This is a genomic window from Muriicola sp. SD30 (assembly GCF_041205185.1).
Lineage (GTDB): Bacteria > Bacteroidota > Bacteroidia > Flavobacteriales > Flavobacteriaceae > Muriicola.
On the sequence record NZ_JBGEWB010000001.1, the window covers coordinates 830,639 to 853,781 of the forward strand.

The 23,143-nt window shown below is 43.0% G+C and carries 21 protein-coding genes; 10 read left to right on the top strand and 11 right to left on the bottom strand.

Annotated elements, in window-relative coordinates; genetic code table 11:
- Positions 1-147 precede the first annotated feature (147 nt).
- The 3 genes from AB8P51_RS03775 to AB8P51_RS03785 all read right to left on the bottom strand — a co-directional run bounded on the left by AB8P51_RS03775 (position 148) and on the right by AB8P51_RS03785 (position 4,304).
- The gene (locus AB8P51_RS03775) at positions 148-2,343 is read right to left on the bottom strand and encodes a M28 family metallopeptidase (protein ID WP_369747424.1); all 2,196 of its coding nucleotides are present in this window, start codon (positions 2,341-2,343) and stop codon (positions 148-150) included.
- Positions 2,344-2,420: 77 nt separating this feature from the next.
- Complete coding sequence (locus AB8P51_RS03780) at positions 2,421-3,716, bottom strand: Zn-dependent hydrolase (protein WP_369747425.1); 1,296 nt, start codon at positions 3,714-3,716, stop codon at positions 2,421-2,423.
- Positions 3,717-3,773: 57 nt separating this feature from the next.
- Positions 3,774-4,304, bottom strand: a complete 531-nt coding sequence (locus tag AB8P51_RS03785) for a CIA30 family protein (protein ID WP_369747426.1) — start codon at positions 4,302-4,304, stop codon at positions 3,774-3,776.
- A gap of 107 nt (positions 4,305-4,411) precedes the next feature.
- Here AB8P51_RS03785 and AB8P51_RS03790 point away from each other — a divergent pair, with 107 nt between their 5' ends.
- Positions 4,412-5,026: a trimeric intracellular cation channel family protein gene (locus AB8P51_RS03790; RefSeq protein WP_369747427.1), complete on the top strand. Its 615-nt coding sequence runs from the start codon at positions 4,412-4,414 to the stop codon at positions 5,024-5,026.
- A 43-nt stretch (positions 5,027-5,069) separates the two neighbouring features.
- Here the strand turns inward: AB8P51_RS03790 and AB8P51_RS03795 are convergent, their stop codons facing one another.
- Positions 5,070-5,774 carry a peptidylprolyl isomerase gene (locus AB8P51_RS03795; protein ID WP_369747428.1) on the bottom strand — a complete coding sequence of 235 codons (705 nt, stop codon included), beginning with the start codon at positions 5,772-5,774 and terminating at the stop codon, positions 5,070-5,072.
- A gap of 28 nt (positions 5,775-5,802) precedes the next feature.
- Here AB8P51_RS03795 and AB8P51_RS03800 point away from each other — a divergent pair, with 28 nt between their 5' ends.
- Positions 5,803-6,444, top strand: coding sequence for a CoA pyrophosphatase (locus AB8P51_RS03800; RefSeq protein ID WP_369747429.1), 642 nt, complete (start codon positions 5,803-5,805; stop codon positions 6,442-6,444).
- Positions 6,445-6,469: 25 nt separating this feature from the next.
- The gene (locus tag AB8P51_RS03805; protein ID WP_369747430.1) at positions 6,470-7,279 is read left to right on the top strand and encodes a lysophospholipid acyltransferase family protein; all 810 of its coding nucleotides are present in this window, start codon (positions 6,470-6,472) and stop codon (positions 7,277-7,279) included.
- On the opposite strand, the gene AB8P51_RS03810 is transcribed toward AB8P51_RS03805, so the two are convergent.
- From AB8P51_RS03810 to xerD, 4 genes are all read right to left on the bottom strand, one after another.
- Complete coding sequence (locus AB8P51_RS03810) at positions 7,276-7,926, bottom strand: hypothetical protein (protein ID WP_369747694.1); 651 nt, start codon at positions 7,924-7,926, stop codon at positions 7,276-7,278. The genes AB8P51_RS03805 and AB8P51_RS03810 overlap by 4 nt on opposite strands.
- A gap of 7 nt (positions 7,927-7,933) precedes the next feature.
- Positions 7,934-8,428 carry an RNA polymerase sigma factor gene (locus AB8P51_RS03815; RefSeq protein WP_369747431.1) on the bottom strand — a complete coding sequence of 165 codons (495 nt, stop codon included), beginning with the start codon at positions 8,426-8,428 and terminating at the stop codon, positions 7,934-7,936.
- A 101-nt stretch (positions 8,429-8,529) separates the two neighbouring features.
- A complete protein-coding gene (locus AB8P51_RS03820; RefSeq protein ID WP_369747432.1) occupies positions 8,530-9,954 on the bottom strand; it encodes an amidohydrolase in 1,425 nt (474 codons plus the stop codon).
- 87 nt (positions 9,955-10,041) lie between these two features.
- Positions 10,042-10,938: a site-specific tyrosine recombinase XerD gene (gene xerD, locus AB8P51_RS03825; RefSeq protein ID WP_369747433.1), complete on the bottom strand. Its 897-nt coding sequence runs from the start codon at positions 10,936-10,938 to the stop codon at positions 10,042-10,044.
- Positions 10,939-11,076: 138 nt separating this feature from the next.
- Between xerD and AB8P51_RS03830 the strand changes: the two genes are divergently transcribed.
- From AB8P51_RS03830 to AB8P51_RS03860, 7 genes are all read left to right on the top strand, one after another.
- Positions 11,077-11,583, top strand: coding sequence for a hypothetical protein (locus AB8P51_RS03830; protein ID WP_369747434.1), 507 nt, complete (start codon positions 11,077-11,079; stop codon positions 11,581-11,583).
- A gap of 121 nt (positions 11,584-11,704) precedes the next feature.
- Positions 11,705-12,295 carry a porin family protein gene (locus AB8P51_RS03835; protein ID WP_369747435.1) on the top strand — a complete coding sequence of 197 codons (591 nt, stop codon included), beginning with the start codon at positions 11,705-11,707 and terminating at the stop codon, positions 12,293-12,295.
- 75 nt (positions 12,296-12,370) lie between these two features.
- Positions 12,371-12,787, top strand: coding sequence for a type II 3-dehydroquinate dehydratase (gene aroQ, locus AB8P51_RS03840; protein ID WP_369747436.1), 417 nt, complete (start codon positions 12,371-12,373; stop codon positions 12,785-12,787).
- A gap of 308 nt (positions 12,788-13,095) precedes the next feature.
- Positions 13,096-17,580, top strand: a complete 4,485-nt coding sequence (locus tag AB8P51_RS03845) for a S8 family peptidase (RefSeq protein ID WP_369747437.1) — start codon at positions 13,096-13,098, stop codon at positions 17,578-17,580.
- A gap of 11 nt (positions 17,581-17,591) precedes the next feature.
- Entirely contained in the window at positions 17,592-19,580 is a 1,989-nt protein-coding gene (locus tag AB8P51_RS03850; protein ID WP_369747438.1) for an adenylate/guanylate cyclase domain-containing protein, read from the top strand.
- A gap of 25 nt (positions 19,581-19,605) precedes the next feature.
- A complete protein-coding gene (locus AB8P51_RS03855) occupies positions 19,606-20,121 on the top strand; it encodes a Pycsar system effector family protein (protein WP_369747439.1) in 516 nt (171 codons plus the stop codon).
- 18 nt (positions 20,122-20,139) lie between these two features.
- Positions 20,140-20,724 (top strand): HD domain-containing protein, encoded by a 585-nt coding sequence (locus AB8P51_RS03860; RefSeq protein WP_369747440.1) that lies wholly within the window; start codon positions 20,140-20,142, stop codon positions 20,722-20,724.
- A 19-nt stretch (positions 20,725-20,743) separates the two neighbouring features.
- Here AB8P51_RS03860 and AB8P51_RS03865 read toward each other — a convergent pair whose 3' ends face one another.
- From AB8P51_RS03865 to msrB, 3 genes are all read right to left on the bottom strand, one after another.
- Complete coding sequence (locus tag AB8P51_RS03865) at positions 20,744-21,034, bottom strand: DUF3817 domain-containing protein (protein WP_369747441.1); 291 nt, start codon at positions 21,032-21,034, stop codon at positions 20,744-20,746.
- Positions 21,035-21,046: 12 nt separating this feature from the next.
- Complete coding sequence (gene lpdA / locus AB8P51_RS03870; RefSeq protein ID WP_369747442.1) at positions 21,047-22,438, bottom strand: dihydrolipoyl dehydrogenase; 1,392 nt, start codon at positions 22,436-22,438, stop codon at positions 21,047-21,049.
- Between the two features lie 156 nt (positions 22,439-22,594).
- Complete coding sequence (msrB, locus tag AB8P51_RS03875) at positions 22,595-23,104, bottom strand: peptide-methionine (R)-S-oxide reductase MsrB (RefSeq protein ID WP_369747443.1); 510 nt, start codon at positions 23,102-23,104, stop codon at positions 22,595-22,597.
- Positions 23,105-23,143: the final 39 nt, after the last annotated feature.

Consider the following 23,143-nt stretch of genomic DNA (forward strand, 5'->3'; position numbering starts at 1 on the left):
ATAGAGTCAATTAAGGTACAAAATATTTAGCTTGAAGTAGTGTTATATCAAATAGAATGATTGTTAATTCCACGTTTTCCTACTGTCTTGCCTAAGTGAATTAAAGAACTTTACTTGAATATAATTGCCAGAGTATGCTAAATCAGTTTATTCCGCAAGGCTGATCAATTTTTTAAGGTGTTCATCCATAGCCAGAAAGGTTCCTGATAATTTTTCGATTTGCTGCTGTGCTTCCTTCCAATTATTTTGTTCTATGGCCTCGCGTACCCCGGGCAACGTCTTAACCCCGTATCCCGTATAAAACCCGGGAGCGTACAATTGATGCCTGAACCAGGGACGGCGCGGTAAACCTGAACTTTCGGTAAGTACCTGTTCCGTTTCTTTAAGTGCTTTGTTTAAAGCTTCCTGCTTATTAGCCGGGAGCGACTCCAGTTCAAGACCTTCGAGCTCTTCAATTCGCTGGCCCAATTGTGCCAGGCTGTTTTGCAAGGGGGAAAAATCGAGATAGGGAACAGCTTCTTTTCGTGCGGGCTTTGCAAAGGGTTTGCGTGGATCTGCGGCTAGTTGATAGGCATTTTGTGCTACCAGTTTGTTGTGTTTTTCAATAGCCTGCCTTTTCTTATCTGTTTCATCCATGATTTCTTTCAGGTAACCTTCAACCGTAGATTGCCATTGCTTGAATTCGAATGGCAAAACGTCTGCGTTGGCTATTCTGAGAACGATTCGTCCGGCGGCATTGGCCAGGGTAACTCCATAGGCAAATTCCGGATCTTTAAAGCGTTTGTAGTGGGGGTAGGTATCATAAATTGTATGATATTCCCCTCCGGCATTTTCCCCTCCGAAACCGATGTTGAGTGAAGCAATTCCGGCATGTTGTATAAAAGGGGTGTAATCTGATCCTGATCCCAGGGCACTAAGGGTAAAACTGTTGTCTCCCCCGTTTACCATCTGAGCGGCAATTCGCCTTTCTTTAATGGAAACTCCCGTTTGAGGGTCTTTAACAGCATCTGCTACCTCTCTCACCATAGACTGTAAGGTATGAGAGCCACCGGCCCTGAAAAAGCCACGCCCGTTACCATCCGTATTGACATAGGCCACCAGCTTTTCCTGTAATTCATCTTCATGATCCTCTACCCATTCTGTTGAGCCTATCAATCCCGGTTCCTCGGCATCCCAGGCTGCGTATACAATGGTTCGCTTCGGCCTTGTTCCCTGTTTGGCCAATTCCCCGATAACTCGAGCTTCTTCCATAAGGGCGATCATCCCGCTTACCGGATCATTGGCTCCGTGTACCCACGCATCATGGTGGTTTCCCCTCATTACCCATTGATCGGGATAAGTTCTGCCTTTCAGGGTGGCAATGACATTATGTGCCGGAGTAATTTTCCAGTCGAATTCCAATTTGAGATGGACCCTTGCCGGACCCGGACCAATATGGTAGGTAAGCGGAAGGCCTCCCTTCCAGTTATCTGGTGCAACAGGACCTCCTAAGGCAGCCAGCAGGGGTTGTGCATCTTCATATGAAATGGGAAGTACAGGAATTTTTGTAATAGTAGGTGCCTTATCACGATCGAGCCTTTTTGCATCTTTTGTAGCAGCGTAGCCGGGAGTAAGGACATCGCCGGGGTAGAGGGGCATATCCATTACAGATCCTCTCTGAACCCCTGTTTTATTTTTAAATGCGCCCTCAGGATATACATCTCCTCTGACATAGCCGTCATCCTCGGGGTCTGAATAGATAATACATCCAATAGCACCTTTTTCTGCGGCAAGTTTGGGCTTGATACCCCTCCAGGAGCCGTAGTATTTTGCAATTACAATTTTCCCCTTTACGTCGATTCCCAGTTTTTCCAGTTCTTCATAATCACTTGGGATTCCGTAGTTCACAAAAACAAGTTCGGCTTCAACATCCCCGTCTGTGGAAAAAGCATTATAACTGGGTAACAGGGCATCGCCCTGAGCTGTGTAAGGATCACCTTCTACCGGAACGGCCTTTAATGTAGCCTGGTAAGGCTCAGGCCCCAGGAGTTTTAATTCCCGTATTTTAGGATAGGGAAAAAGGATGTGGTAGGTTTCTATTTTTGTGTCGTAGCCCCAGGATTTAAATTGTTCCATCATCCACTCGGCATTTTCTTTTCCGTATTCAGTTCCTACCCAGTGGGGTTCCGCAGCAAGGCGCTGCATCCAGGTATCCAGGTTTTCTGCAGATAACCGGGCCTCAAATTGGGCTTCCAGATCCAGTTGATCTGCTACGTTTTCCGCACTGAATCCAGTGATGTTTTGAGCAAGTACAGTTCCGAAAGTCAGGGTAAAAAAACTAAGAAATACAATTCGTTTTAACATCAGAAAAATTTTTAATGAAGATAAGTATTTATATAATTTGAGTAGACTGTTGCAGTATGACTACTCGTATTTTTTCTTTAAAACCAGGACTGATCCAATTTTAAAATTGTACGTAAGAGAATGTTAGCTCCGTTAGCCATATCTTCCGGAGAAGTAAATTCTCTAGGCGAATGGCTGATACCGTTCTCACTGGGGACGAAGATCATACCCACCGGAGTAATCCGGGCCATATCCTGTGCGTCATGCCCGGCACCACTCTGCATCTGCATCGAACTTAAGCCCATCTCTGCTGCAGCTTCAGAAATGAGTTTTTGAATTCTTTCGTCTGTAAGGGCAGGAGCCGATGTGGCATCAATGGGGGTAAAGCTAAAGGTAGTTCCCGTTTTTTCTTCAATAGCTTTGGCCCGACTTTTAATGTCTTCAAACAGTTTCTCTATTTTGGCTGAAGATAAATCCCTAATCTCAAGACTAAGTTGTACTTCCCCCGGGATTACATTGGGAGCGCCGGGAAATGCCTCAATCCTTCCCACAGTACCCACCTGATTCCCTTCGTAACTATTGATCACTTCATTGACAGTTAATACGAATTTCGAAGCGGAGATTAAAGCGTCTTTTCTCAAGGCCATTGGAGTAGTGCCGGCATGGTTGGCAAACCCTTTTATATTCACATCCCACCATTTTATTCCTACTATTCCTTCCACAACCCCGATATCGATTTCCTCCCGATCTAAAATACCCCCTTGTTCAATATGCAACTCCAGAAAAGCCGTTAAACTGCCCTCTTCCCGTTCAACCTGCCAGATGCGATCCGCATTTCCACCCAATCTGTTAATCCCTTCTCTCATGGAATAGCCTGTGCTATTTATTACTGAAAGGGCATCATCAAGAAGCTCTCCAACAATCGCCCTGCTTCCCATTACGCCCCCTTCTTCATTTGAAAAAATAAAGACCTCCAGAGGATGTTCGGTTTTTATGCCTGCTTCGTTCAGCGTCCTTATCACTTCAATAGCCGCTAAAGATCCCACACATCCGTCGTAGTTTCCTCCATCGGGGACCATGTCTATATGCGAACCAAAGCCTATTGGCTTCAATCCAGGGTCTTTTCCCGCCCGTTTCCCGATAATATTCCCGGCATAGTCCACACTCACTTCCAACCCGGATATCTGCATCAGGGAAATGATATATGCTCGGCCTTGCAGGTCGGCATCACTAAAGGCAACGCGATTGGTTTCACCGTTTTCCTTCATTCCGTATTTGGCAAGGGTATGTATCGTTTTTTCCAATCGATCCTGATCGACCTCAGGAACTTCCTGTGCTTTGGAAATAATACTAAAAGAGAATAGGAGAAAGTAGAATAAATAGCTTGTTTTCATGACAGGGGAATTTCAAACAAGATATAAAATATTAGAGAGTAGCTGATGGATTTTTCCTTATTTAAGGACGATCTTATCAATCTCAATCTTAAAATCCTCTGCCTTTTTATTCCCGATCAGAATAGCTACCTCTCCTATCATTTTACCCGGGTAAGGGGACTTGTTTAGTCCTCTTCCTCTGAATTGTGGAATAAACTTGTTAAAAGGAATGCTGATGGTTTGCCATTCTCCCGTGGTTTCAATAGAACAAGAGTAGTTGTAGTATTGTGAAGACTCCGATTTTACTCTTATCTGATAGTTCTTACCATCGCCTTTTAATTTAAGTTCGATGGCGCTGTAACCGGACACATCCCGTGGATCAAAAGTGTATTGTACAAGAGAAAAACCTCCGTTGTTTTCAAGGGAAACATACCCCTGGAATACTCCTTTACCTTCCTCGTTAATGGAGATGCTGCCTTTGGATAATCCACCCATAACTCCGTCGTTGACGACCTGCCATTTGCTGAGGTCGGATTGATCTGAAAATTGAAACAGGGTGATAGGAGTTTGTCCCATAAGCAGAAAGTAAATAATATAAATGAATGGCATAAGGCCTTACAATATTTGATAATAAGCCTAAAATTAGGAGATAATTTCAGACAGGGGCGGTCATAACAATAAATTGTATTTATTTTAACGCCTGTTAACCTCAGAAAATGTTTTATCTCACCATTGATATTTTAGGAACGATTGCCTTTGCCATTTCAGGAGTGCTGGTCGCTATGGACAAGAGGCTTGATCTCTTCGGGGTGTTTATAATTGCCTTTGTTACTGCAGTAGGGGGAGGGACCCTCAGGGATATGCTTATAGGGAATACCCCTGTGGCCTGGATGCAGGACTCTGTTTATACCTTTACCATCCTGGGATCTGTCATCTTTGCGATCCTGCTGCAGGAACGGCTGAGGTATCTAAGGAAATCCCTGTTCCTGTTTGATACTATTGGGATCGGACTCTATACCCTGGTAGGAATAGACAAGGGTTTGCAAGCCGAACTGATTCCCATTATGTGCATTGCCCTGGGGACGATCACAGCATGTTTTGGTGGAGTTATTAGAGATATCCTTTGCAACGAAATCCCGGTAATCTTCCGCAAGGAGATCTATGCGACTGCCTGTATTCTGGGAGGAGCATCCTTCTTTTTACTTACCCGTTTACCTATCATAGATGAATACGCTTTTACAGCCAGCATTATAGTGGTCATAGGAATCCGGCTTCTGGCGGTTAGGTACAAAATCGCCCTGCCAAATATTTACAGGAAGGAACCGAAGTAGGCAGATTGTGTGTGAATGCTGTAATCACATTGACAGGAAAGAGTCAATTGAGAATCTCCGCCTTGTGGATGTAGATATTCTTTGAAGGCCAGTCTCCGTCATCTACGGGTTGTTGGTTGATCAGATCAACCACGTCCATCCCATCGATAACCCTTCCAAATGGGGTGTAATTTCCATCGAGATGGTAAGAACCCGGTTTGGTCACCACAATAAAAAACTCATACGGACTGGCCAGCATATGGGGGTTGTCAATTTCACTGCTGGGCATAGAAATAGTTCCCCGATGATGCTTGTATCCCTTTCGAGTGTCAGGGGGGAGAAGGTATCGACCAATTTCACGTCTTTTTGCAGCGGTTTCCCTGTTATCGGCATTCCCGCCCTGGATAATAAAATCTTTTACCACCCTGTGAAACATGGTATTGTCAAAATAGCCCTTTTTGGTGAGGTAGATAAAGTTGGCTTTGTGATAAGGGACGTTGTCGTATAACTGGACGACAAAACTTCCGAGGCTGGTAGTAATTTTAATACGTGTTGTGGGAAGTCCTTTCTGATATTCAAAAAAGAAATCTATGGCATTGTCTTCTGTTAAGACAAATGGCTCATCTTCTTTTTCTATGTTCAGAGTGTCCTTTTCTTGTAGTATTTTTGTGTCCTCTTTAATGCTGTCTTTTGCGACTGTTTTTATACTTTCTGCAGGCTTTTCTTTAGGGGTTTCTCCACAGGCCAGTGCAGAAAATAGCAGTATCATTGCGGGAAATTTCAGTTTTTGATAAAACATGGATTTTAAAAAGTTTAGCGAACAGATTCCAAAAATAAAAAATCTCCCACTTCCGGGAAGGGATGCTCATTATAAAATGGCACCAGAAATTCGTATCCGTGAATTGGAGGATGGAAAGATTGTGAAAAAAAATCCGAAAAAGGCAGGAGTTATGGCTCTTTTCTATCCAGACCAGACCTACCGTACAAATTTATTGTTGATCATGAGGCGCCCATACCAGGGTGTCCACTCTAGTCAGGTTGCTTTCCCTGGAGGGAAAAAAGAAAAGGGGGATGCTACCATCCTTCATACTGCCTTGCGTGAAACTTATGAAGAAGTGGGGGTTTGTCCTGAAAAAGTGCAGGTAATAAGGAGTATGAGTGAGGTTTTTATTCCGCCCAGCAATTTTGAGGTGCAGCCCTATGTTGGGATTTATGCAAACCCCACTCCGTTTAAAGTCCAGCAGGAAGAGGTTGAGCATCTTATTGAAGTGCCCCTTCATATGGTCATGGATAATACCTATCTCACTTCACAGATACTTTCAACCTCCTATGCGTCGGAAATTGAAGTCCCGGCCTTTAATTTTAATGGCTTTACTGTCTGGGGAGCAACGGCAATGATGCTGAATGAAATGAGGGAATTAATGAAACAGGTGTTATAAGCCTAATTTTGTAGTTTTGTATCCTATGCCGTTATTCAAAAAAAATCCCTTTGGTCATATCCTGTTTATCAAAAAATGGTTGATTCGTGTGTTGGGGATCATGACACACCAGCGTTATAAGGGATTTAATACTTTAGAGATTGAAGGATCAGAAGTCATCAGGGCTTTACCCGGAGAAAATGTACTTTTTGTTAGTAATCATCAAACCTATTTTGCCGATGTAGTGGCGATGTTCCACGTATTTAATGCCAGCCTTAGTGGACGAACAGATACCATAAAAAACGTGGGCTACCTCTGGCGACCTAAGCTCAATATTTACTATGTGGCCGCAGCCGAAACGATGAGAAAGAGTCTTCTCACCAAGGTATTGGCATACGTAGGCTCCATCAGTATTCAAAGAACCTGGAGGGCAGATGGACAAAATGTGAACCGGCAGGTAAAGATGAGTGATATTTCCAATATAGGAAAAGCGCTCAATGACGGATGGGTAATCACCTTCCCACAGGGAACTACCACCCCGTGGAAACCACTTCGAAAAGGTACTGCGCATATCATAAAAAAGTATAAACCTCTGGTGGTTCCTGTGGTCATCGACGGCTTCAGGCGATCATTCGATAAAAAGGGTCTCTATGTGAAGAAGAAAGGGATTCTTCAATCCATGGTGATCAAGGAACCCCTTGAGATCGATTATGATAATGATAGTGTAGATACCATCATTGAGAAACTGGAATACGCTATTGAGCAGCACCCGTCATTTCTTAAAGTGATTCCGGCTGAAGAGCTTCTCGCCTACGAGGAGGAGAATAAGCAACGAAAATGGCGCAAAAAAGCCTAAACTTCCAGTCGTTTTAATTCGCGATAGTTTTTACCCAATTTTCTCAGGAGTAAGCCGTAGATCAGGAAATAGATAAGGCCTAGGAGGGCTGTACAAACTACTCCCATAGCCACCATCACACCTGATATCAGGAATTTTAATTGCTGGGTTGTCATGTTGATCGATTTGTTTTCCAGCTCGAAAACCTTTAGAAAACTATCTCCATCGCTAAAGAGGATTCCAATAGCGATGATCAGGAATGTGAGCAGGAAAACCGATAAGGCAAAAATAATGTAGTTCTTTACTGTTTTGCGCGTGCGTATAATTTTTCGCATGAGGACCTTGGCATTGTCGAGAACTGAAATCTCCTTATAGCGCTTATAAAACTGAAAGATAAAATAGAATACAATTCCATATTGTAAAACGGTCAGCCCCAAGATAATATATTTCAACCCAAGATCATCGTAAAAGGCAATTCCTTCCCTGGCCGAAGGGATGAGGTATAAAAGATGTGGCAGTGCAAATTCGATAATGCTGATGATAAAAATCCACTTTACAATGGAGGAAGATCGCTTCCAGATCATTGCATAAAGCTGCTCGTAGGACAATTTGGGCAGATCCTGCCCTTGTTTCTGCCAGTCTTTTTTCAGCAATTCCAATTCATCCATCATAGGTTCAGGGATTTAGAATTGTTTTTAATTTAGTTTTTACACGATTCATTTTAACTCTTGCATTCACTTCGCTTATACCCAGTGTTTCTGATATTTCCCGGTAACTCTTATCTTCCAGGTACAAGAACACCAGGGCTTTATCAATGTCACCCAGCTGCCTTATGGCCTTATACATTAGTGCCAGTTGTTTTTCCTCTGTGGGGTCGTATTCATCTGCTTTAATTTTAAAGATCACCGAATCATAATCCTGAGTCGGCACTCGTTTCTTTGATTTCCTATACAGCGTAATGGCTGTGTTCAGCGCTACTCTGTACATCCAGGTACTAAATTTGGCTTCCCCTCTGAATTTAGGGTAAGCCTTCCATAACTGGATGGTAATTTCCTGAAACAGATCATTATGCGCATCCCTGTTATGTGTATATAAACTACACACTTTGTGAACAATATTCTGATTGTTCTCCAGTTCGGTCACAAATTTGTGTTCGAGTTCTTTATTCACTCCAGGGTTAGTGTCAATAGGATTAGTATAGATAAACTCAGCTTAGTTACACGAGAAGACAAAAAAGCCGCTTTTAATTTTATTATTAGTTTGAAGCGCCTTTAATTCCTGTAGTCAAGAGCAGGTGCTCTGTCACCCAGTAAAGGGATATATTTAAAGTCGGCCCCTCTCCTTTTTACAAATTCTTCTTTGGCCTTCTTTACCAGATCTGGATCTTCAAACAGGTCTATTGCGGTCAGACTAAGTGCTTTGGCAGCTACCATCATTCCTTTGTTGCCTATGGAAGTTCCTCCGGCCGCTACCGCCTGCCAGCTGTGTGCAGGGGTTCCGGGTACCCAGGTAGCCGCCCGCAGGCCTACAGTGGGCACAGCAAAACTAACATCTCCAACATCTGTGGATCCTGAAGCTCTTGCTGTTGTTTCATAGGGTTGTACGATAAGGGCTGTTTCTTGGTCAAGAGCAGTATACCCTAAGCTTGTGGAAATTTTTTCTGCAAAAGCTATCTCTTCGGCCGTATAGGTAATCCCACCAACTTTGCTGAGGTTATCGTGCATCACTTTTTGCAGGGTAAGGTTGGGTAACAACTCGTGTGTTCCCCCTATCATTTCGTAGTCCATGGTGGTTCCCGTGCCCATGGCCGCGCCTTCAGCCGCTTTGACAATACGGTCAAATATCTCTATGACCACATCGCGGGAGTAATGCCTGGCATAATAATAAACCTCTGCGAAGTTGGGCACAACATTCGGCGCCTTGCCTCCATCGGTAATTACATAGTGAATACGGGCTTCCTGTGGGATGTGCTCCCGCATCATATTCACCATCATATTCATCGCCTCTACCCCGTCAAGTGAAGACCTTCCTTTATCAGGAGCTCCTGCAGCATGAGCAGATACACCGTAAAACCTGAATTTGGCAGATTTATTGGCCAGGGCAGCCCCGGCACTTGCTGCATTGGAAGATCCCGGATGCCAGTGAAGTGCCACATCCACATCATCAAATAACCCCTCCCTTACCATATATACTTTTCCACTTCCGCCTTCTTCTGCGGGACAGCCGTAAAAGCGAAGGGTACCTTTTACTTTATTGGTATCCATCCAGTTCTTAACTGCAATTGCCGAAGCCATGGATGCCGTCCCAAATAAGTGATGTCCACAGGCATGTCCTGCAGCTTTACCGGCCGATTTCTGCATAGGGACGGCTTCCTGAGACAGGCCCGGAAGGGCGTCATATTCCCCAAGAATGGCGATCACCGGAGATCCACTCCCATACTCGGCAATAAAAGCCGTGGGAATACCCGCAACTCCTTTTTCGATGCGAAAGCCTTGCTGTTCCAGATTGGATTGCAACAAAGCGGCACTTTGTTCCTCCTGGTATCCCATTTCTGCCAGATGCCAGATCTCCTGGGCTATATTACCGTATTCGGTGGCCTTGTTATCAAGGGAGTTTATGACGGTTTCGCCACCTTTCTGTGCGTGAAGCGATAAGGATGCGAAAAGAATAACTGCAAGGGTGAGAGTATGTTTCATGCTTGTAGATTTTTAATAGAGTTAAATATATAAAATGAGCAGGGAACGGGCAGCAGGAAGGGCAACAATTTTCAAACTAATTCCAACTTATTTCCTTGGATGGAAGCGTTCCATTACCTTGGAGAGATGGGTGCGATCTACGTGCATATAAATTTCAGTGGTAGTGATGCTCTCATGGCCCAGCATTTGCTGGATGGCCCTAAGATCTGCTCCGTTTTCCAATAAGTGAGTGGCAAAGGAATGCCTGAAGGTGTGCGGACTAATAGTTTTTCGCAACCCTGTTTTCTCTCCCAGTTCTTTTACGATCGTGAAAATCATGGCCCTGCTTAGCCCCCTGCCTCTTCTGTTAAGGAACAATATGTCTTCAAAGCCCTTTTGAATGTTCTGATGCACACGAACCTGGTATCGATACAGGCTGATATATTTTTGGTTTACCCTGCTAATAGGAACAAACCGCTGTTTGTCCCCCTTCCCGGTGACCTTGATAAAATCTTCCTCGAAAAACAGATCTGAAATACGGAGCTGGATGAGTTCGGAGACACGCAGGCCACAGCCATAAAGCGTTTCCAGCATGGCTCGATTTCGCTCGCCTTCGGGTTTGGAAAGGTCAATGGCCTTTATTAAGGAATCTATTTCATCAACGGATAAGGTATCGGGTAACTTCCTTCCCAGTTTGGGCGACTCGATAAGTTCCATGGGGTTATCCGGCCTGTATTGTTCAAAGGCGAGGTAGTTAAAAAAACTGTTCAGGCCTGAGATGATCCTGGCCTGGGATCGGGGAGAAACTGATTTACCTAGCTCGTAAACAAATTGTGAGAGGAGTTCCTGCTGAATGTCAACAGGTGAGGTATTTAATTCGAGTTGCTCCAGGTATTGAGTGAGTTTACGCACATCGCGTTGATAATTCTGGAGTGTATTCGCTGAAAGACCTCTTTCCAGATTCAGATAATGCATATAGTCCTGTATGGCCTGGTTCCAATTCACGAAATAAAGATAGGGAGTTAAGCGTTTACATGAATACAATCTTGTGTTCTACCACCGCTTCTATGGATTTGACAACAAAAGTAAGGAAGCTAACCCTTAGGCGCATAGATTTGTGAAAACCATCAAACCCATTTAAAGATGAAAAATAGAATAGCTTTACTAGTACTGTTTCTTTTCAGTGCGACCATATTTGCCCAGGAAGGTGTAAAAATTGGAATTCAGGGAAGTTTCCCTTTTAACGATTTCAGTGATGCTGTTGTGCTTTCTGCCGGGGTCGACCTTGGATATATGCACGCCCTGGGAGAAGTAGTGGATGCCGGAGTAATGACAGGCTTTATCAATGGGTTTCCGGATAATTTTGACGGGGGTCCCGATCTTCCCAGTGTACAGTTTTTACCCCTGGCAGGCTCTTTTCGTATCTGGCCTTCCAATTCATTTTCCTTTGGCGGGGATGTGGGCTATGGAGTAGGGATCAATGATGGAAATGAGGGGGGATTGTACTACCGTCCAATTATTGGTTACTTGTTTGGTACCAACACAGAAGTAAATTTCTCCTATACCGGGATACAGCTCGATGGAGCTACCTGGTCTACTGTAAATGTTGGAATACTGCATACCATTCAAGTAAGACCCAGAAGGTTATAATTTTCAATTATTAGATAGAATTCTTTGGCCCGAACGAGCATAATTTATCTTGCCTTGCTTTTTGAATTGTTTTGAATTATTAGTACCTTAATCCTGTTAACCAACTAAAAACCATAGGATTATGAGAAAATTAATGATTTTTTCCGTTCTGGTCTCAACGGCCTTATTGACGAGTTGTGCAACCTGTAACTGGGGTATTAAAGCCGGACCTAATTTTGCTTCCATCGGAGGCGATGACACCGATGACCTCGACTCCAGGGTAGGTTTATTTTTTGGGGGATATACCGAATGTAAAGTCCTGGATACATTTAGTATTCAACCCGAATTACTCTTTTCTCAGCAAGGGGCAGACTATACCGAAAGTGAAGGCTTCGACGGTTCCTTTAAATTCAACTATTTAAATCTTCCGGTAATGGGGAAACTATATGTTTCAGACGGACTGTTTGTAGAAGCCGGTCCTCAGTTTGGTTATTTACTATCTGCTAAAGATGACTATGAATCGGCCAGCCTTTCAGGGGAAGATGATATTAAGGATGATATAAAGGATTTAGACGTCGGTGCTAATGTGGGTCTGGGATATCAATTCGACTCAGGACTTAATTTTGGTGCCCGATACAATTTCGGAATAGCGAATATTAATGATTTTGCCGACTCATCAGATTTTTCCAATACCAATAATGTCTTCTCATTTGCGGTTGGATTCAGATTTTAGTCGAACCTGAATATAAAAATAGGAAGCCCTTAGCGGGCTTCTTTTTTTGTGCTCTTTTTTTGATACTTTTACCCAATGAAAAAGATCATCATCATCAATGGCCCGAATTTAAATCTGTTGGGCAAGCGGGAACCCGATGTCTACGGAGCCACAAGCTTTGAAGATTATTTTTCAAAACTCCAGATGACCTATAAGGATTTGCAGCTCGCCTATTTCCAGTCGAATATTGAGGGTGAACTTATTGATAAGCTTCAGGAAGTAGGATTCAGTTATGATGGTATTATTCTCAATGCAGCAGCTTATACACATACCTCAGTAGGAATAGGGGACGCTGTAAAAGCAATAGAAACACCGGTGGTTGAAGTGCATATCTCCAATACCTTCGCCCGGGAAGACTTCAGACATGTCTCTTATATTTCTGCCGGTGCCAAAGGAGTGATTTTAGGTTTCGGACTGAAATCTTATGACCTGGCCATCAGGAGTTTCCTTTAGAAACCGCAATCAATTTTTACCAGAGATTGTAAAATCTGTGTTAAATTAAAGATAAACCTTACTTTTCTTATTGATTTACCTTAAAATTAATATTATTTGTATTATCTTTATTAGAATATTCCCCCAAAAGACCATTCATCTACGACCTTGTAAATCAGTAGATTGAATTTTACCAAACAAATTCCTACCCGTGTTCTGGATCTTTCGGATTCTTCAGAGGAACTACCTGTGTCCTGCTCAATATTGAGTTTAAGGTCGTCCTGAAATAGAAATTCCGGCAACAACCAAAATAACCAGAATAACCAACAATGAAAACCAAAATGAAATTCTCAGCCTTTGAGAGAAACTCTTCCTGTAAGGACATCGTATTTCTCAATCACAACTTTATCTCTGCTTTAAGGATCACAGCCTTATTGATTTCTCTGTTCTGCCTTCTGATACCACTCCAGGCCCAGAAAGGGAAAGGGGGCTCCAAGGGTGGAAAAGATAAGGAAGTTACCCTTTTTACATGTGCGGAAGATATTGGTAACGGACTATACCTGGCCAAATTCGGGTATACAAATCCAACGAATAAAACTATTACGGTTCCCCCTGAGGATAGTTATATCTTCCTCAGTGATAAAATAGAAGATTCTGAGTTTGATGGCCTTCAAAAGATTCAGGGAATTACATCTTTTGAACCGGGAACACATGACAATGTCCTGTCTGTTGTCTTTGCAGATAACGGGCATGCTAAATGGACTGTGGCATTTGGTGGTTCAAGCGATGTAAAGATCAGGGCAACTTTAGATTCTCCGGTTTGCGAGGGTGATCCATTCATCGTGCCTGTGATAGGTCCCGGTAACGGAAAAACTGAAGGCTATGTTAGCCCGGAGTTGATTTCACTGGCTACGGGGACAGCAGGTGACACACCATCGTCTATCATTTACCAGATCAGTCCGGCTGAAAAAGTTCTTATCCAAATCGTTCCTTTTGACGGGAAAACCCAGGATGTTCTGGATTTACTGATCAACACCTTCGGACTACAATACAGCGTACAGCCTGCTAACTCCGACTTTATTGTAGATCCTGCATTGATCATTTCTGAGGATTTGGCCGCAATTGATGTACTATTCCCTATCGACAGAATCCTTCCGCCACCCCCTCCGGCCACGCCGATACCTGCGCTTATAGATTATCCCGAGTTGATTAAGTCTGTTCAGGCATTATATACACCCTTCACATCAGGAAAAGAAGAGGAAACAGGAGATGCGATTACCCAGGGTGATTCGACTCAGAAATCCGACATAGTCAGACGTTCCTTTCGAATTGTCGGCGAAAATGAAAGTATAGCCGTTGACGGAACCGGAGTTAATATTGTAGTCTTCTCAAATAGTTTTGATGCTAACCCACCGGAAGCAGGACAGCCTACAAACGAGGCTATTGACGTTGGGAACGGAGATTTACCGGGCATTGCAGGAAATGGCAATCCAAACGGGTACGATACTCCTGTAAATGTGATAAAGGAATATCCATACACTTTCGGGCAAATATCCGATGAGGGAAGGGCTATGTTGCAGATTGCACATGATATTGCCCCGGGAGCGAATCTGGCATTTAGAACTGCCGTACTTTCACCTAGAGATTTTGAACTCGGGATACAGGAATTAAGTACTGCTGTAAATACAATTGCGACAGACGATATCACATTCCCCGGTGAACCCATGTTCGGTATTAGTAATATCGGTACAGCTATACAGAATTTTACTGCAGCGGGGAATTATTATTTTACCTCTTCTGGGAATTTCTCAAATGCAGCCTACCAGTCGCTTTTTGTGACAGCGGATGGATTAGACTTACCTGATTTCCTTCCCGATAATGGAACCGTAGCGCACGCCTTTGACGGCGTGGACAATATCTATCAGCGGTTTAGTGTGAAAAATGGAGAAACCTATATGATCGTTCTCCAATGGAAGGACGATTTTGCCTCACAGGATAATATATTAGGAGCCAAAGAAGATCTGGATTTTTGGGTAGTAGACGACGAAGAGCGTTTATTGGTAGGAAACAATTACTACAACGATAATGACACCAATGTTGCTGAAGATGGGAAAGATCCCATTGAGTATATAACGTTTAAGGCACTTGCCGACGGAGAGGCCAACTTTATGATCACCAGTGCCAATGGCGATCCGGGTTCACTTCCGTTCAGGTACATCATTTTCGTTAAAAATAACCTGCAAGTATTAGACTTTACCGGGGCACCCACCATCACCGGACACGCACTTACGCCAGAAGCTTTGGCCATTGGGGCGGTAGATTTTCGAAAAGAGAATAGTCCTGAACCTCAGGTATTCTCTTCCTTCGCGGGGCAGATCTCGGATGGTTCAATTCCCCAGGTAGCCCTTGCTTCTTATGACGGTGTAAACACCAATGTGACCACCATAGGCCAGAACGACGTGAATGGTATCCCTGTTGACGATGATGATTTTAAGAATTTCTTCGGCACCTCGGCTTCCGTGGTTCATGTGGCAGCGGCTTTTGCCCTGATGGAATCAGCACTCCCTGCCTGGTATGGCCCTGATTCCTCTATTGATGTACTACAACTGTTTAAAGATAATGCCGATAAGGTAGGTAACGAGGCTCAACTGGGCGATGGAATTGTCAATGCGCTAAATACCTTTAAAGCGATAGCTACTCAAACCGGGGTGATAAGCGACTTTACCATCGAATTCACTTCGGAAGAGGGATCAGTGATTAGTGCGGATGAATTTGAACTCACTATCAATGGCGACTACTTTCCCCAGGACCCAACGGTCTTATTTGGAGAGGAGGAACTGCCAATTGTATTCTATGACCCCGAAAATCCTGCAGAGATAAAAGTATTAGTAGGGCCATTTACCGGGAATCCGCCGGTGACCGTTTTTACGAACTCTACTGTACCTCTGGGTACGGACGGGGGAAATTCCAATCCGATCTTTCTTCTCGATCCCGGTACCGTTGCCATCAATGTGGTCGCCGATGACATCGAAATAGAATACGGCCAGGATTACTCATTTGGCTTTACTGTGGAAGGTCTGCCGGAAGGGAGTGATTTTGAAAGCCTGGGATTACCACCTATCAAATTTACCACCGCAGCAACACCCCCATTTCCAAAAATTGGGAATTACGTCATCTTTCCATCTTTTGATCTAGAAAATGCGAGTCCTGATCAATTGACCGCTTTGGAAGCATATGTTGTTAATTTTAAAAGCGGATCTCTTTCGGTTGCTAAAAAGAACCTTGAAATTGTTCCTGAGCCGGTGGAGGTGACCTATGGTGAGGCTATCAATTTAAATTTGAATTATAATTATGATAATACGAATATCTCGGACAACGCTGCATTCTTATCAGCCATCTCGGAGGCCCATTCCGCCGATTTCTTTCCTGAGAATACCCTGGCCCTGATCAACCGATTTATTGCAATTGTCAACGGTGAAAATATATTCGATCTTTTAGATGGTGGAAGTTGGATGGCCACTGAAAATACTATAAACAACAGATTTATAGCTATAGTAAATGAAATGGATCTTATTGAATTGGAAATAGACGATTTTGAAAATTATTTCGAAAATCGATTTATAGCCATTGTGAATCGATTTATAGCCATTGTAAATAGCGAGGATTTATTTTCAGGACAAGTTTCATTTGAAAATCGATTTATAGCCATAGTAAATGATAGTGATCTGGGAGGAGATAATGATGGAAATGACTATTCCAACACTTTTGCATTGTTAAATGCAGATGATGACTCCGAATCTGGAGGTAGTGTATCTACTTTCTATTCTGTAAACCTAATTACAGGATTAGATGTTACTACTAATTCTGAAGTGCATTATTCCTATCCGGGAGCCATGTTTGCTCCTATTGGGGCTAATTTCAATATAACTTATGATTCTAGCACTTTAACTGTAAATCCGGCTACTCTAACAGCCGAGATAGGTGACCTTGTAATTGAACAAGGTGAAGTTATAGATCCGGAATTGATTCCGGTTACATTGAATGGATTTGTTTTTGATGAAACATTAGAAGATGTTTTTCCTGAAGGATTCACATTCATTATTAAGGACAGTAATGGAGTAGGGTATACCCCAGGGGCTTCAGGTATATTTTATGTCACATTAGCGGCGCCTCAAAACTATGTCATAGAACATATACAAACTGGAGTAATTTACGTCAGTCCTAGTGGGGATTATTTGAGAAAGATCCGTACCTATTTAGATTGTGTGGAGGAAGTGAGTTCACCGGATGGTTTAAATTATATTGCACATTTCAGGTATGAAAATCCAAATAGTGAAACCATTTATATCGCTGTTGGACCGGAAAATAACATTACTGGACTTGCCCTATACAGTGGAACATTGCCATTTATATTTTACCCAGGGCAGGGTACATTTACGATTCGCTTCGATGGGAACTCAATGAAATGGGAACTAACAAGCAGGGATAGCACGCATAAGTCTTCCACTTCTTCTAGTGCTAATGCTAATTCTAATCGATGCAATCTGGGTGATAGTTCCTCTTTTGTGTTGTATCCTAATCCTTTGTCCGGACCTTCCTATATTTTGTCAATTGATCAAAATTTAAGTGAACTGGTAACCCTTGATATCTTTGATATTTTTGGAATTTCTTATTTTAATACTTCAATTGATGGCAGAAATGGGGCAGTTACCCAAGAAATTGACATGAGTGGAAGCTATCCCACAGGGATGTATTTCATAAGAATTACCACCAAAAAAGACGTTTTTGTTTATACGATAGTAAAAACAGATTAAAATAATTATTAATGCAATTGATAGATAAAAGTATAATGCTGATCCTAAGCATTTTACTACTATTTGGGTCTGGTCAAAGTATTGCCCAGCGATCAGCTATTGATAGCCTTAAAAATCAGGTGGCGACTGGTATTCGAGACACGAATAAGGTCAGAAATCTAAATGAGTTAAGTATCGCTGTACTAATGGAAGGGGAAATTGAGGAGTCAATGAGACTCTCAAAACAATCCATTGAGCTCGCTGAGCAACTTAATTATCAAATAGGAGAAGCGTATGGAGAGAAGAACATGGGTTTGGCTTACTATTATCAAGGAGATTATAAGAAAGTTCTAAGCCATTGGTCGCGCTCTTTGGAAATTTTTGAAGGAATTGATGACGCTCAAGGCATCTCTAATTTATCTAGCAATCTTGGTGCAGTATATTACAGTCAAGGTAGTAATACAAGAGCCCTTGATCTTTATCTGCGTTCTTTAAACTTTGCAGAAAAAATTAAGGATTCCTTGCGAATTGCCTCAGTGCTCTTGAATATAGGTGGCTTGTACGCAGATAACCCGAACGACTATGATAAGGCATTGGATTATTTTAATCGAATTCCACCCTATCTCCCATCATTGAATAATCCTCAAATCACTACTGGATATTTAATGGGCGTAGGTGAAGTCTACCTGCTACAAGGGAGGTATGAGAAAGCGATGGGGTACTATAAGCAAGCTTTAGAACTAACTTACGGTACTCAAGATTATTCTGGAAATCTTACAAAATTGGGTATCGTAGAACATAAGATGGGAGATAGATCTCAGGCGATAGATTATTTAAATCTGGCTTTATCGAATGCACGGGAGAATAATCAACAGCTACATATCGTGCATGCACTCACGGAATTAGGTAATGTCTATCAAGAATTTACTTTTGATAAAGCATTGAAATCTTACAAAGAAGCCGAGACCCTTGCCAATGAAATGCAAACGCAATTCGAACTAAAGGAGATCTATAAAGGACTTTCTAGCGCTTATGCCCGTCAGGGGGATTACGAAAACGCGTATGCTTACCAGACTTTACAAATGGGAAAAAAGGATTCTCTTTTTAATCTTGAAACTGATGATAAAATCAGAGGCTTGCAATTCGAATTTGAAATTGATAAGAAACAAGATGAACTAGTCTCTGCCCAACAGGAATTGCAGATCTCTGAACTAGAGACCAAACGGCAACAATATGTTATTTACGGCACTGTTTTGGGTCTTCTTTTAGTCTTTGTTCTTGCCGTAGGGTCTTACAAGCGATACCGGTATGTAAACAAAACCAACAAGATCATCGCCGAAGAAAAGGACCGTTCAGACAAGCTGTTGCTCAACATCCTACCGGAGGAAACCGCACAGGAATTAAAGCAACACGGCAAGGTGGCCGCTAAGAAATTCGATTCGGTCACTATCCTCTTTTCTGATTTTAAAGGATTTACCTCCCATGCCCAGAACCTGAATCCTGAGATCCTGGTAAAAAGTGTGGACTATTATTTCTCCCGCTTCGATGAGATCATGGATAAATACGGCCTCGAAAAGATTAAAACCGTTGGGGATGCCTATATGTGTGCTGGCGGGTTACCATTCCCCACTTCTGATCATCCTTTTAAGATGGTTGAGGCGGCCTTTGAAATGGCGGCCGTAATGGAAGAGATCAAAACGAATCCAAAAGAGGATATAGTACCCTTCGATGTTCGTATTGGGATCAATACAGGGACTGTGGTTGCCGGGGTAGTCGGACTTAACAAATTTGCCTATGATATCTGGGGGGATGCGGTAAATGTCGCTTCCAGGATGGAAACCTTGTCGGATCCCGGAAGGATCAATATCTCTGAGAACACCTATGAGATCATCAAAAATGTCTACGAATGTGAACCCAGGGGGGAGGTTGAGGTTAAAAATAAGGGGATGATGGCCATGTATTTTGTCAAAGGCAGGAAAATAATCCGCCATGCGAAATCAGAAAAAGAAGTAAATGCTTAAATTGTAGGCTACAAGCATATAAAATATGATGGGCCGTCAAGATCCGAACAACTATTGGGAACAGCTAGAACGTCTTGAAAAACTGATCAGAGCCTCCGAATTTAAAGCAGGGGTAATCTTTTCTTTTCACAGTCTTATTCTGGGTCTATTTGCCGAGAAGCTCGATTACTTTCAACCGACCTTAGAGAGTAATCTCTGGTTTACCTCCTTTGCCTGTTTGTGGTTCATCTCCGTACTGATCTCTATTTATTATTGCTTCCGGTGTTTTATGCCGAGGATGGAGATGAAATACGATGATAATGTCTTTTTCTTTTTGGACGCGGTTAAAGCCTATGGCAATTCCGATGAGTATACCAAAAAATTGATAGAGATTTGTGGAAGCGAGGAAGAGCTCTATTCTCAGCTCGCTCAGCAGATACATGCAGAGAGTAAAATCATTGCCGAAAAATTTGGGAGTGTACAGAGCTCCCTAAGATTCTTTGCCCTGAGTTTTATTTTCGCCATGCTAAGCCTGGTTATCTGGATTGTACAGATTATATAAGCTAAAACGTCACCCCTCATGACGAGATATCTGAAATTGCGGAAGAAAGCCCTCCACATGCTCCGTACGGAACTTTCAGAGGACCTATGTTATCACGGCATGGAACATACGCTTGACGTGCTTAAGGTTTGTAACGGCTATATCAGAAGGGGGAAATTATACGGAGAAAAAGCCATGTTGCTTCGAACAGGAGCACTTTGTCATGATCTGGGATTTACTGTTTCTTACGAAAACCACGAAGAACACGGAATAACCATCGCACTCCGTTTGATGAAGGAATATTATTTTACGCCCGCCCAGCGAAAAGTAGTAGTGGGCCTTATCAGGGCTACTGAGGTGCCCCAAACCCCCAAAACCAATTTGGAAAGGATACTTTGTGATGCAGACCTCGATTACCTGGGTAGGGATGACTACAGTCGTATCAGTAATCTACTGCTTACGGAATTAAAGCATTTTGGAGTAGAACTAACCTCAAAGGAATGGATGCAAAAACAGATTTCATTTTTGGAGGAACACAGGTATCATACCCCTTATGCCCAAAAATACAGGGAACCGGTAAAACAAAACCACCTTCTGGAAATAAAGGATCAGTTGTCAGCTTAAATACTAATGATAGAATACTTTAATTATCCTTCCCAAGAGGTGCCAGATATTTCTGATCCATATAGAAAGTGCCATAAGGCAACAAGGAGGCCAGGAAAAAACTGAAATACCGCCTTAATCCCCATCCCTGTTTTCTGCAGAATACAAAAGCTGCCAGAATAAAAACTATAAAGAGTGCCCCGTGTACATATCCAATGTAGATATTTGGTTCTCGTATGTTAGCCCAATATTTAAGGGGCATGCTAAAGCCAAATAACAAGAGATAGGAAATTCCTTCAAGGATGGCCAGTAGCCGCATTATTAAGACCATAAGACAACTGCTTTACAAATGGATGACTTCCCCGTATGCATCGGCTACAGCCTCCATGACCGCCTCACTCATAGTAGGGTGGGGGTGGACCGCTTTCAGGATCTCATGCCCGGTAGTTTCGAGCTTTCTTCCCAGAACAGCCTCTGCAATCATATCGGTTACCCCGGCACCAATCATATGGCACCCCAGCCATTCTCCGTATTTTGCATCAAAGATCACCTTTACAAAGCCATCTGAATTCCCGGAAGCCTGTGCCTTACCACTGGCAGAGAAAGGAAACTTACCAATTTTGATATCAAGTCCTTTTTCACGTGCCTGTTTTTCTGTAAGGCCTACAGATGCCACTTCTGGCATGCAATAGGTACATCCGGGAATATTCCCGTAATCAAGTGGTTCCACGTGCATACCGGCAATCTTTTCTACGCAGAGGATTCCTTCTGCTGAGGCTACGTGAGCAAGGGCCGGCCCTGCTGTTACATCTCCTATAGCATAGTAGCCCGGAATGTTCGTCTGGTAGTAGTCGTTCACAAGGATCTTGTCCCGGTCTGTGGCCACGCCAACTTCTTCAAGTCCGATATTTTCAATATTCGTTTTGATGCCTACTGCTGACAAGACTACATCGGCTTCGATTATTTCTTCTCCTTTAGGGGTTTTTACCGTCACTTTAACTCCTTGTCCGGAGGTATCCGCCTTGGTGACTTCGGAAGAAGTCATAATCTTAACCCCGGATTTTTTAAAGCTGCGTTCGAGTTGTTTGGAGATCTCTTCATCTTCCACAGGCACGATATTCGGTAAAAACTCCACCACAGTTACTTCAGTACCCATGGCATTGTAGAAATAAGCAAACTCTATTCCAATGGCCCCACTTCCAACGACTACCAATTTCTTAGGCTGCTCTTCAAGCGTCATGGCCTTGCGGTATCCGATGATCTTTTTTCCATCCTGAGGTAAACTGGGTAGTTCCCTGCTTCTTGCGCCGGTAGCGATAATGATATGTGAAGCGCTGTATTCTGTTTCCTTCCCATCTTCTCCCTTGACAGCGACTTTTTTACCGGGTTTTATTTTTCCAAACCCATTGATCACCTCGATCTTATTCTTCTTCATAAGGAATTGTACCCCCTTACTCATCCCCTGGGCAACATTTCTACTTCGTTTTACAACGGCATCAAAGTCCTTGTCGGCGCCCTCCACCTTTAAACCATAGTCGTCAGCATGCTGGAGGTATTCAAATACCTGGGCCGACTTTAAAAGGGCTTTGGTAGGGATACAGCCCCAATTGAGGCATACGCCTCCAAGACTTTCTTTCTCAATGATTGCGGTTTTCAATCCTAACTGGGACGCTCTGATAGCCGTAACATATCCGCCGGGTCCGCTGCCTAAAACAATAACATCGAAGTTGCTCATCTATTTTTCTTTTGGATCTATTTAAGTGCGGTGGCAAAGTTACAAAACCAAACGGAAACGGATTAAAGAAACCGGGAGCTTTCCGTCCAAGAAAACTAAGATGAGTGATAACTCCAACGGAAGGAGTATAAGAGCTTAAGAAAGAGAATGATGCGTTTAGTTTTCCGGAATAAATTCCAAAGCAGCCCCATTGATGCAGTGGCGTTTTCCGGTAGTCGCACTCGGGCCATCATCAAAAACATGTCCAAGATGCCCTCCACAAACAGCGCAGTGTTCCTCAGTACGCGGATAGCCTATTTTGTAATCTGTTTCGTATTCCACATTCCCTTCTATCGCCCTGTCAAAACTAGGCCATCCGGTTCCGGAATCGAATTTGTGCTCGCTGCTGAATACCGGGGTTTGACATCCGGCGCAGACATAAGTACCTTTTTCTTTATTTCTGAGCCATTCACTGCTTCCGGGATTTTCTGTACCCGCCTTTCGCAAAATGTAGAATTGCATCTCAGTAAGTTCAGCTTTCCATTCTGCTTCCGACTTAGAAACGGCAAAAGCTGTTTCTTTTTTTTCTTGGGTAGTGACCTTTTCTTCAGTTTTGTCCTTTTCCTGGGAAACTCCTTTGCAACTCAGGGCGAGGAGGCAAATTCCAACTAGTAATATCCTTTTCATAACAATTTTTACTTTAAAGTCGAATGAATTTTCTTTTCC

What these genes read in the sequence shown, in the direction of transcription:
- msrB (WP_369747443.1), bottom strand. Translation starts at nt 23,104, where the DNA reads ATGAAAAGGATATTACTAGTTGGAATTTGCCTCCTCGCCCTGAGTTGC.
- AB8P51_RS03775 (WP_369747424.1), bottom strand. Translation starts at nt 2,343, where the DNA reads ATGTTAAAACGAATTGTATTTCTTAGTTTTTTTACCCTGACTTTCGGA.
- AB8P51_RS03785 (WP_369747426.1), bottom strand. Translation starts at nt 4,304, where the DNA reads ATGCCATTCATTTATATTATTTACTTTCTGCTTATGGGACAAACTCCT.
- AB8P51_RS03805 (WP_369747430.1), top strand. Translation starts at nt 6,470, where the DNA reads ATGCCGTTATTCAAAAAAAATCCCTTTGGTCATATCCTGTTTATCAAA.
- AB8P51_RS03845 (WP_369747437.1), top strand. Translation starts at nt 13,096, where the DNA reads ATGAAAACCAAAATGAAATTCTCAGCCTTTGAGAGAAACTCTTCCTGT.
- AB8P51_RS03865 (WP_369747441.1), bottom strand. Translation starts at nt 21,034, where the DNA reads ATGGTCTTAATAATGCGGCTACTGGCCATCCTTGAAGGAATTTCCTAT.
- AB8P51_RS03860 (WP_369747440.1), top strand. Translation starts at nt 20,140, where the DNA reads ATGACGAGATATCTGAAATTGCGGAAGAAAGCCCTCCACATGCTCCGT.
- AB8P51_RS03780 (WP_369747425.1), bottom strand. Translation starts at nt 3,716, where the DNA reads ATGAAAACAAGCTATTTATTCTACTTTCTCCTATTCTCTTTTAGTATT.
- AB8P51_RS03835 (WP_369747435.1), top strand. Translation starts at nt 11,705, where the DNA reads ATGAGAAAATTAATGATTTTTTCCGTTCTGGTCTCAACGGCCTTATTG.
- AB8P51_RS03800 (WP_369747429.1), top strand. Translation starts at nt 5,803, where the DNA reads ATGGATTTTAAAAAGTTTAGCGAACAGATTCCAAAAATAAAAAATCTC.
- AB8P51_RS03790 (WP_369747427.1), top strand. Translation starts at nt 4,412, where the DNA reads ATGTTTTATCTCACCATTGATATTTTAGGAACGATTGCCTTTGCCATT.
- AB8P51_RS03810 (WP_369747694.1), bottom strand. Translation starts at nt 7,926, where the DNA reads ATGGATGAATTGGAATTGCTGAAAAAAGACTGGCAGAAACAAGGGCAG.
- lpdA (WP_369747442.1), bottom strand. Translation starts at nt 22,438, where the DNA reads ATGAGCAACTTCGATGTTATTGTTTTAGGCAGCGGACCCGGCGGATAT.
- AB8P51_RS03795 (WP_369747428.1), bottom strand. Translation starts at nt 5,774, where the DNA reads ATGATACTGCTATTTTCTGCACTGGCCTGTGGAGAAACCCCTAAAGAA.
- aroQ (WP_369747436.1), top strand. Translation starts at nt 12,371, where the DNA reads ATGAAAAAGATCATCATCATCAATGGCCCGAATTTAAATCTGTTGGGC.
- AB8P51_RS03855 (WP_369747439.1), top strand. Translation starts at nt 19,606, where the DNA reads ATGATGGGCCGTCAAGATCCGAACAACTATTGGGAACAGCTAGAACGT.
- AB8P51_RS03830 (WP_369747434.1), top strand. Translation starts at nt 11,077, where the DNA reads ATGAAAAATAGAATAGCTTTACTAGTACTGTTTCTTTTCAGTGCGACC.
- AB8P51_RS03820 (WP_369747432.1), bottom strand. Translation starts at nt 9,954, where the DNA reads ATGAAACATACTCTCACCCTTGCAGTTATTCTTTTCGCATCCTTATCG.
- AB8P51_RS03850 (WP_369747438.1), top strand. Translation starts at nt 17,592, where the DNA reads ATGCAATTGATAGATAAAAGTATAATGCTGATCCTAAGCATTTTACTA.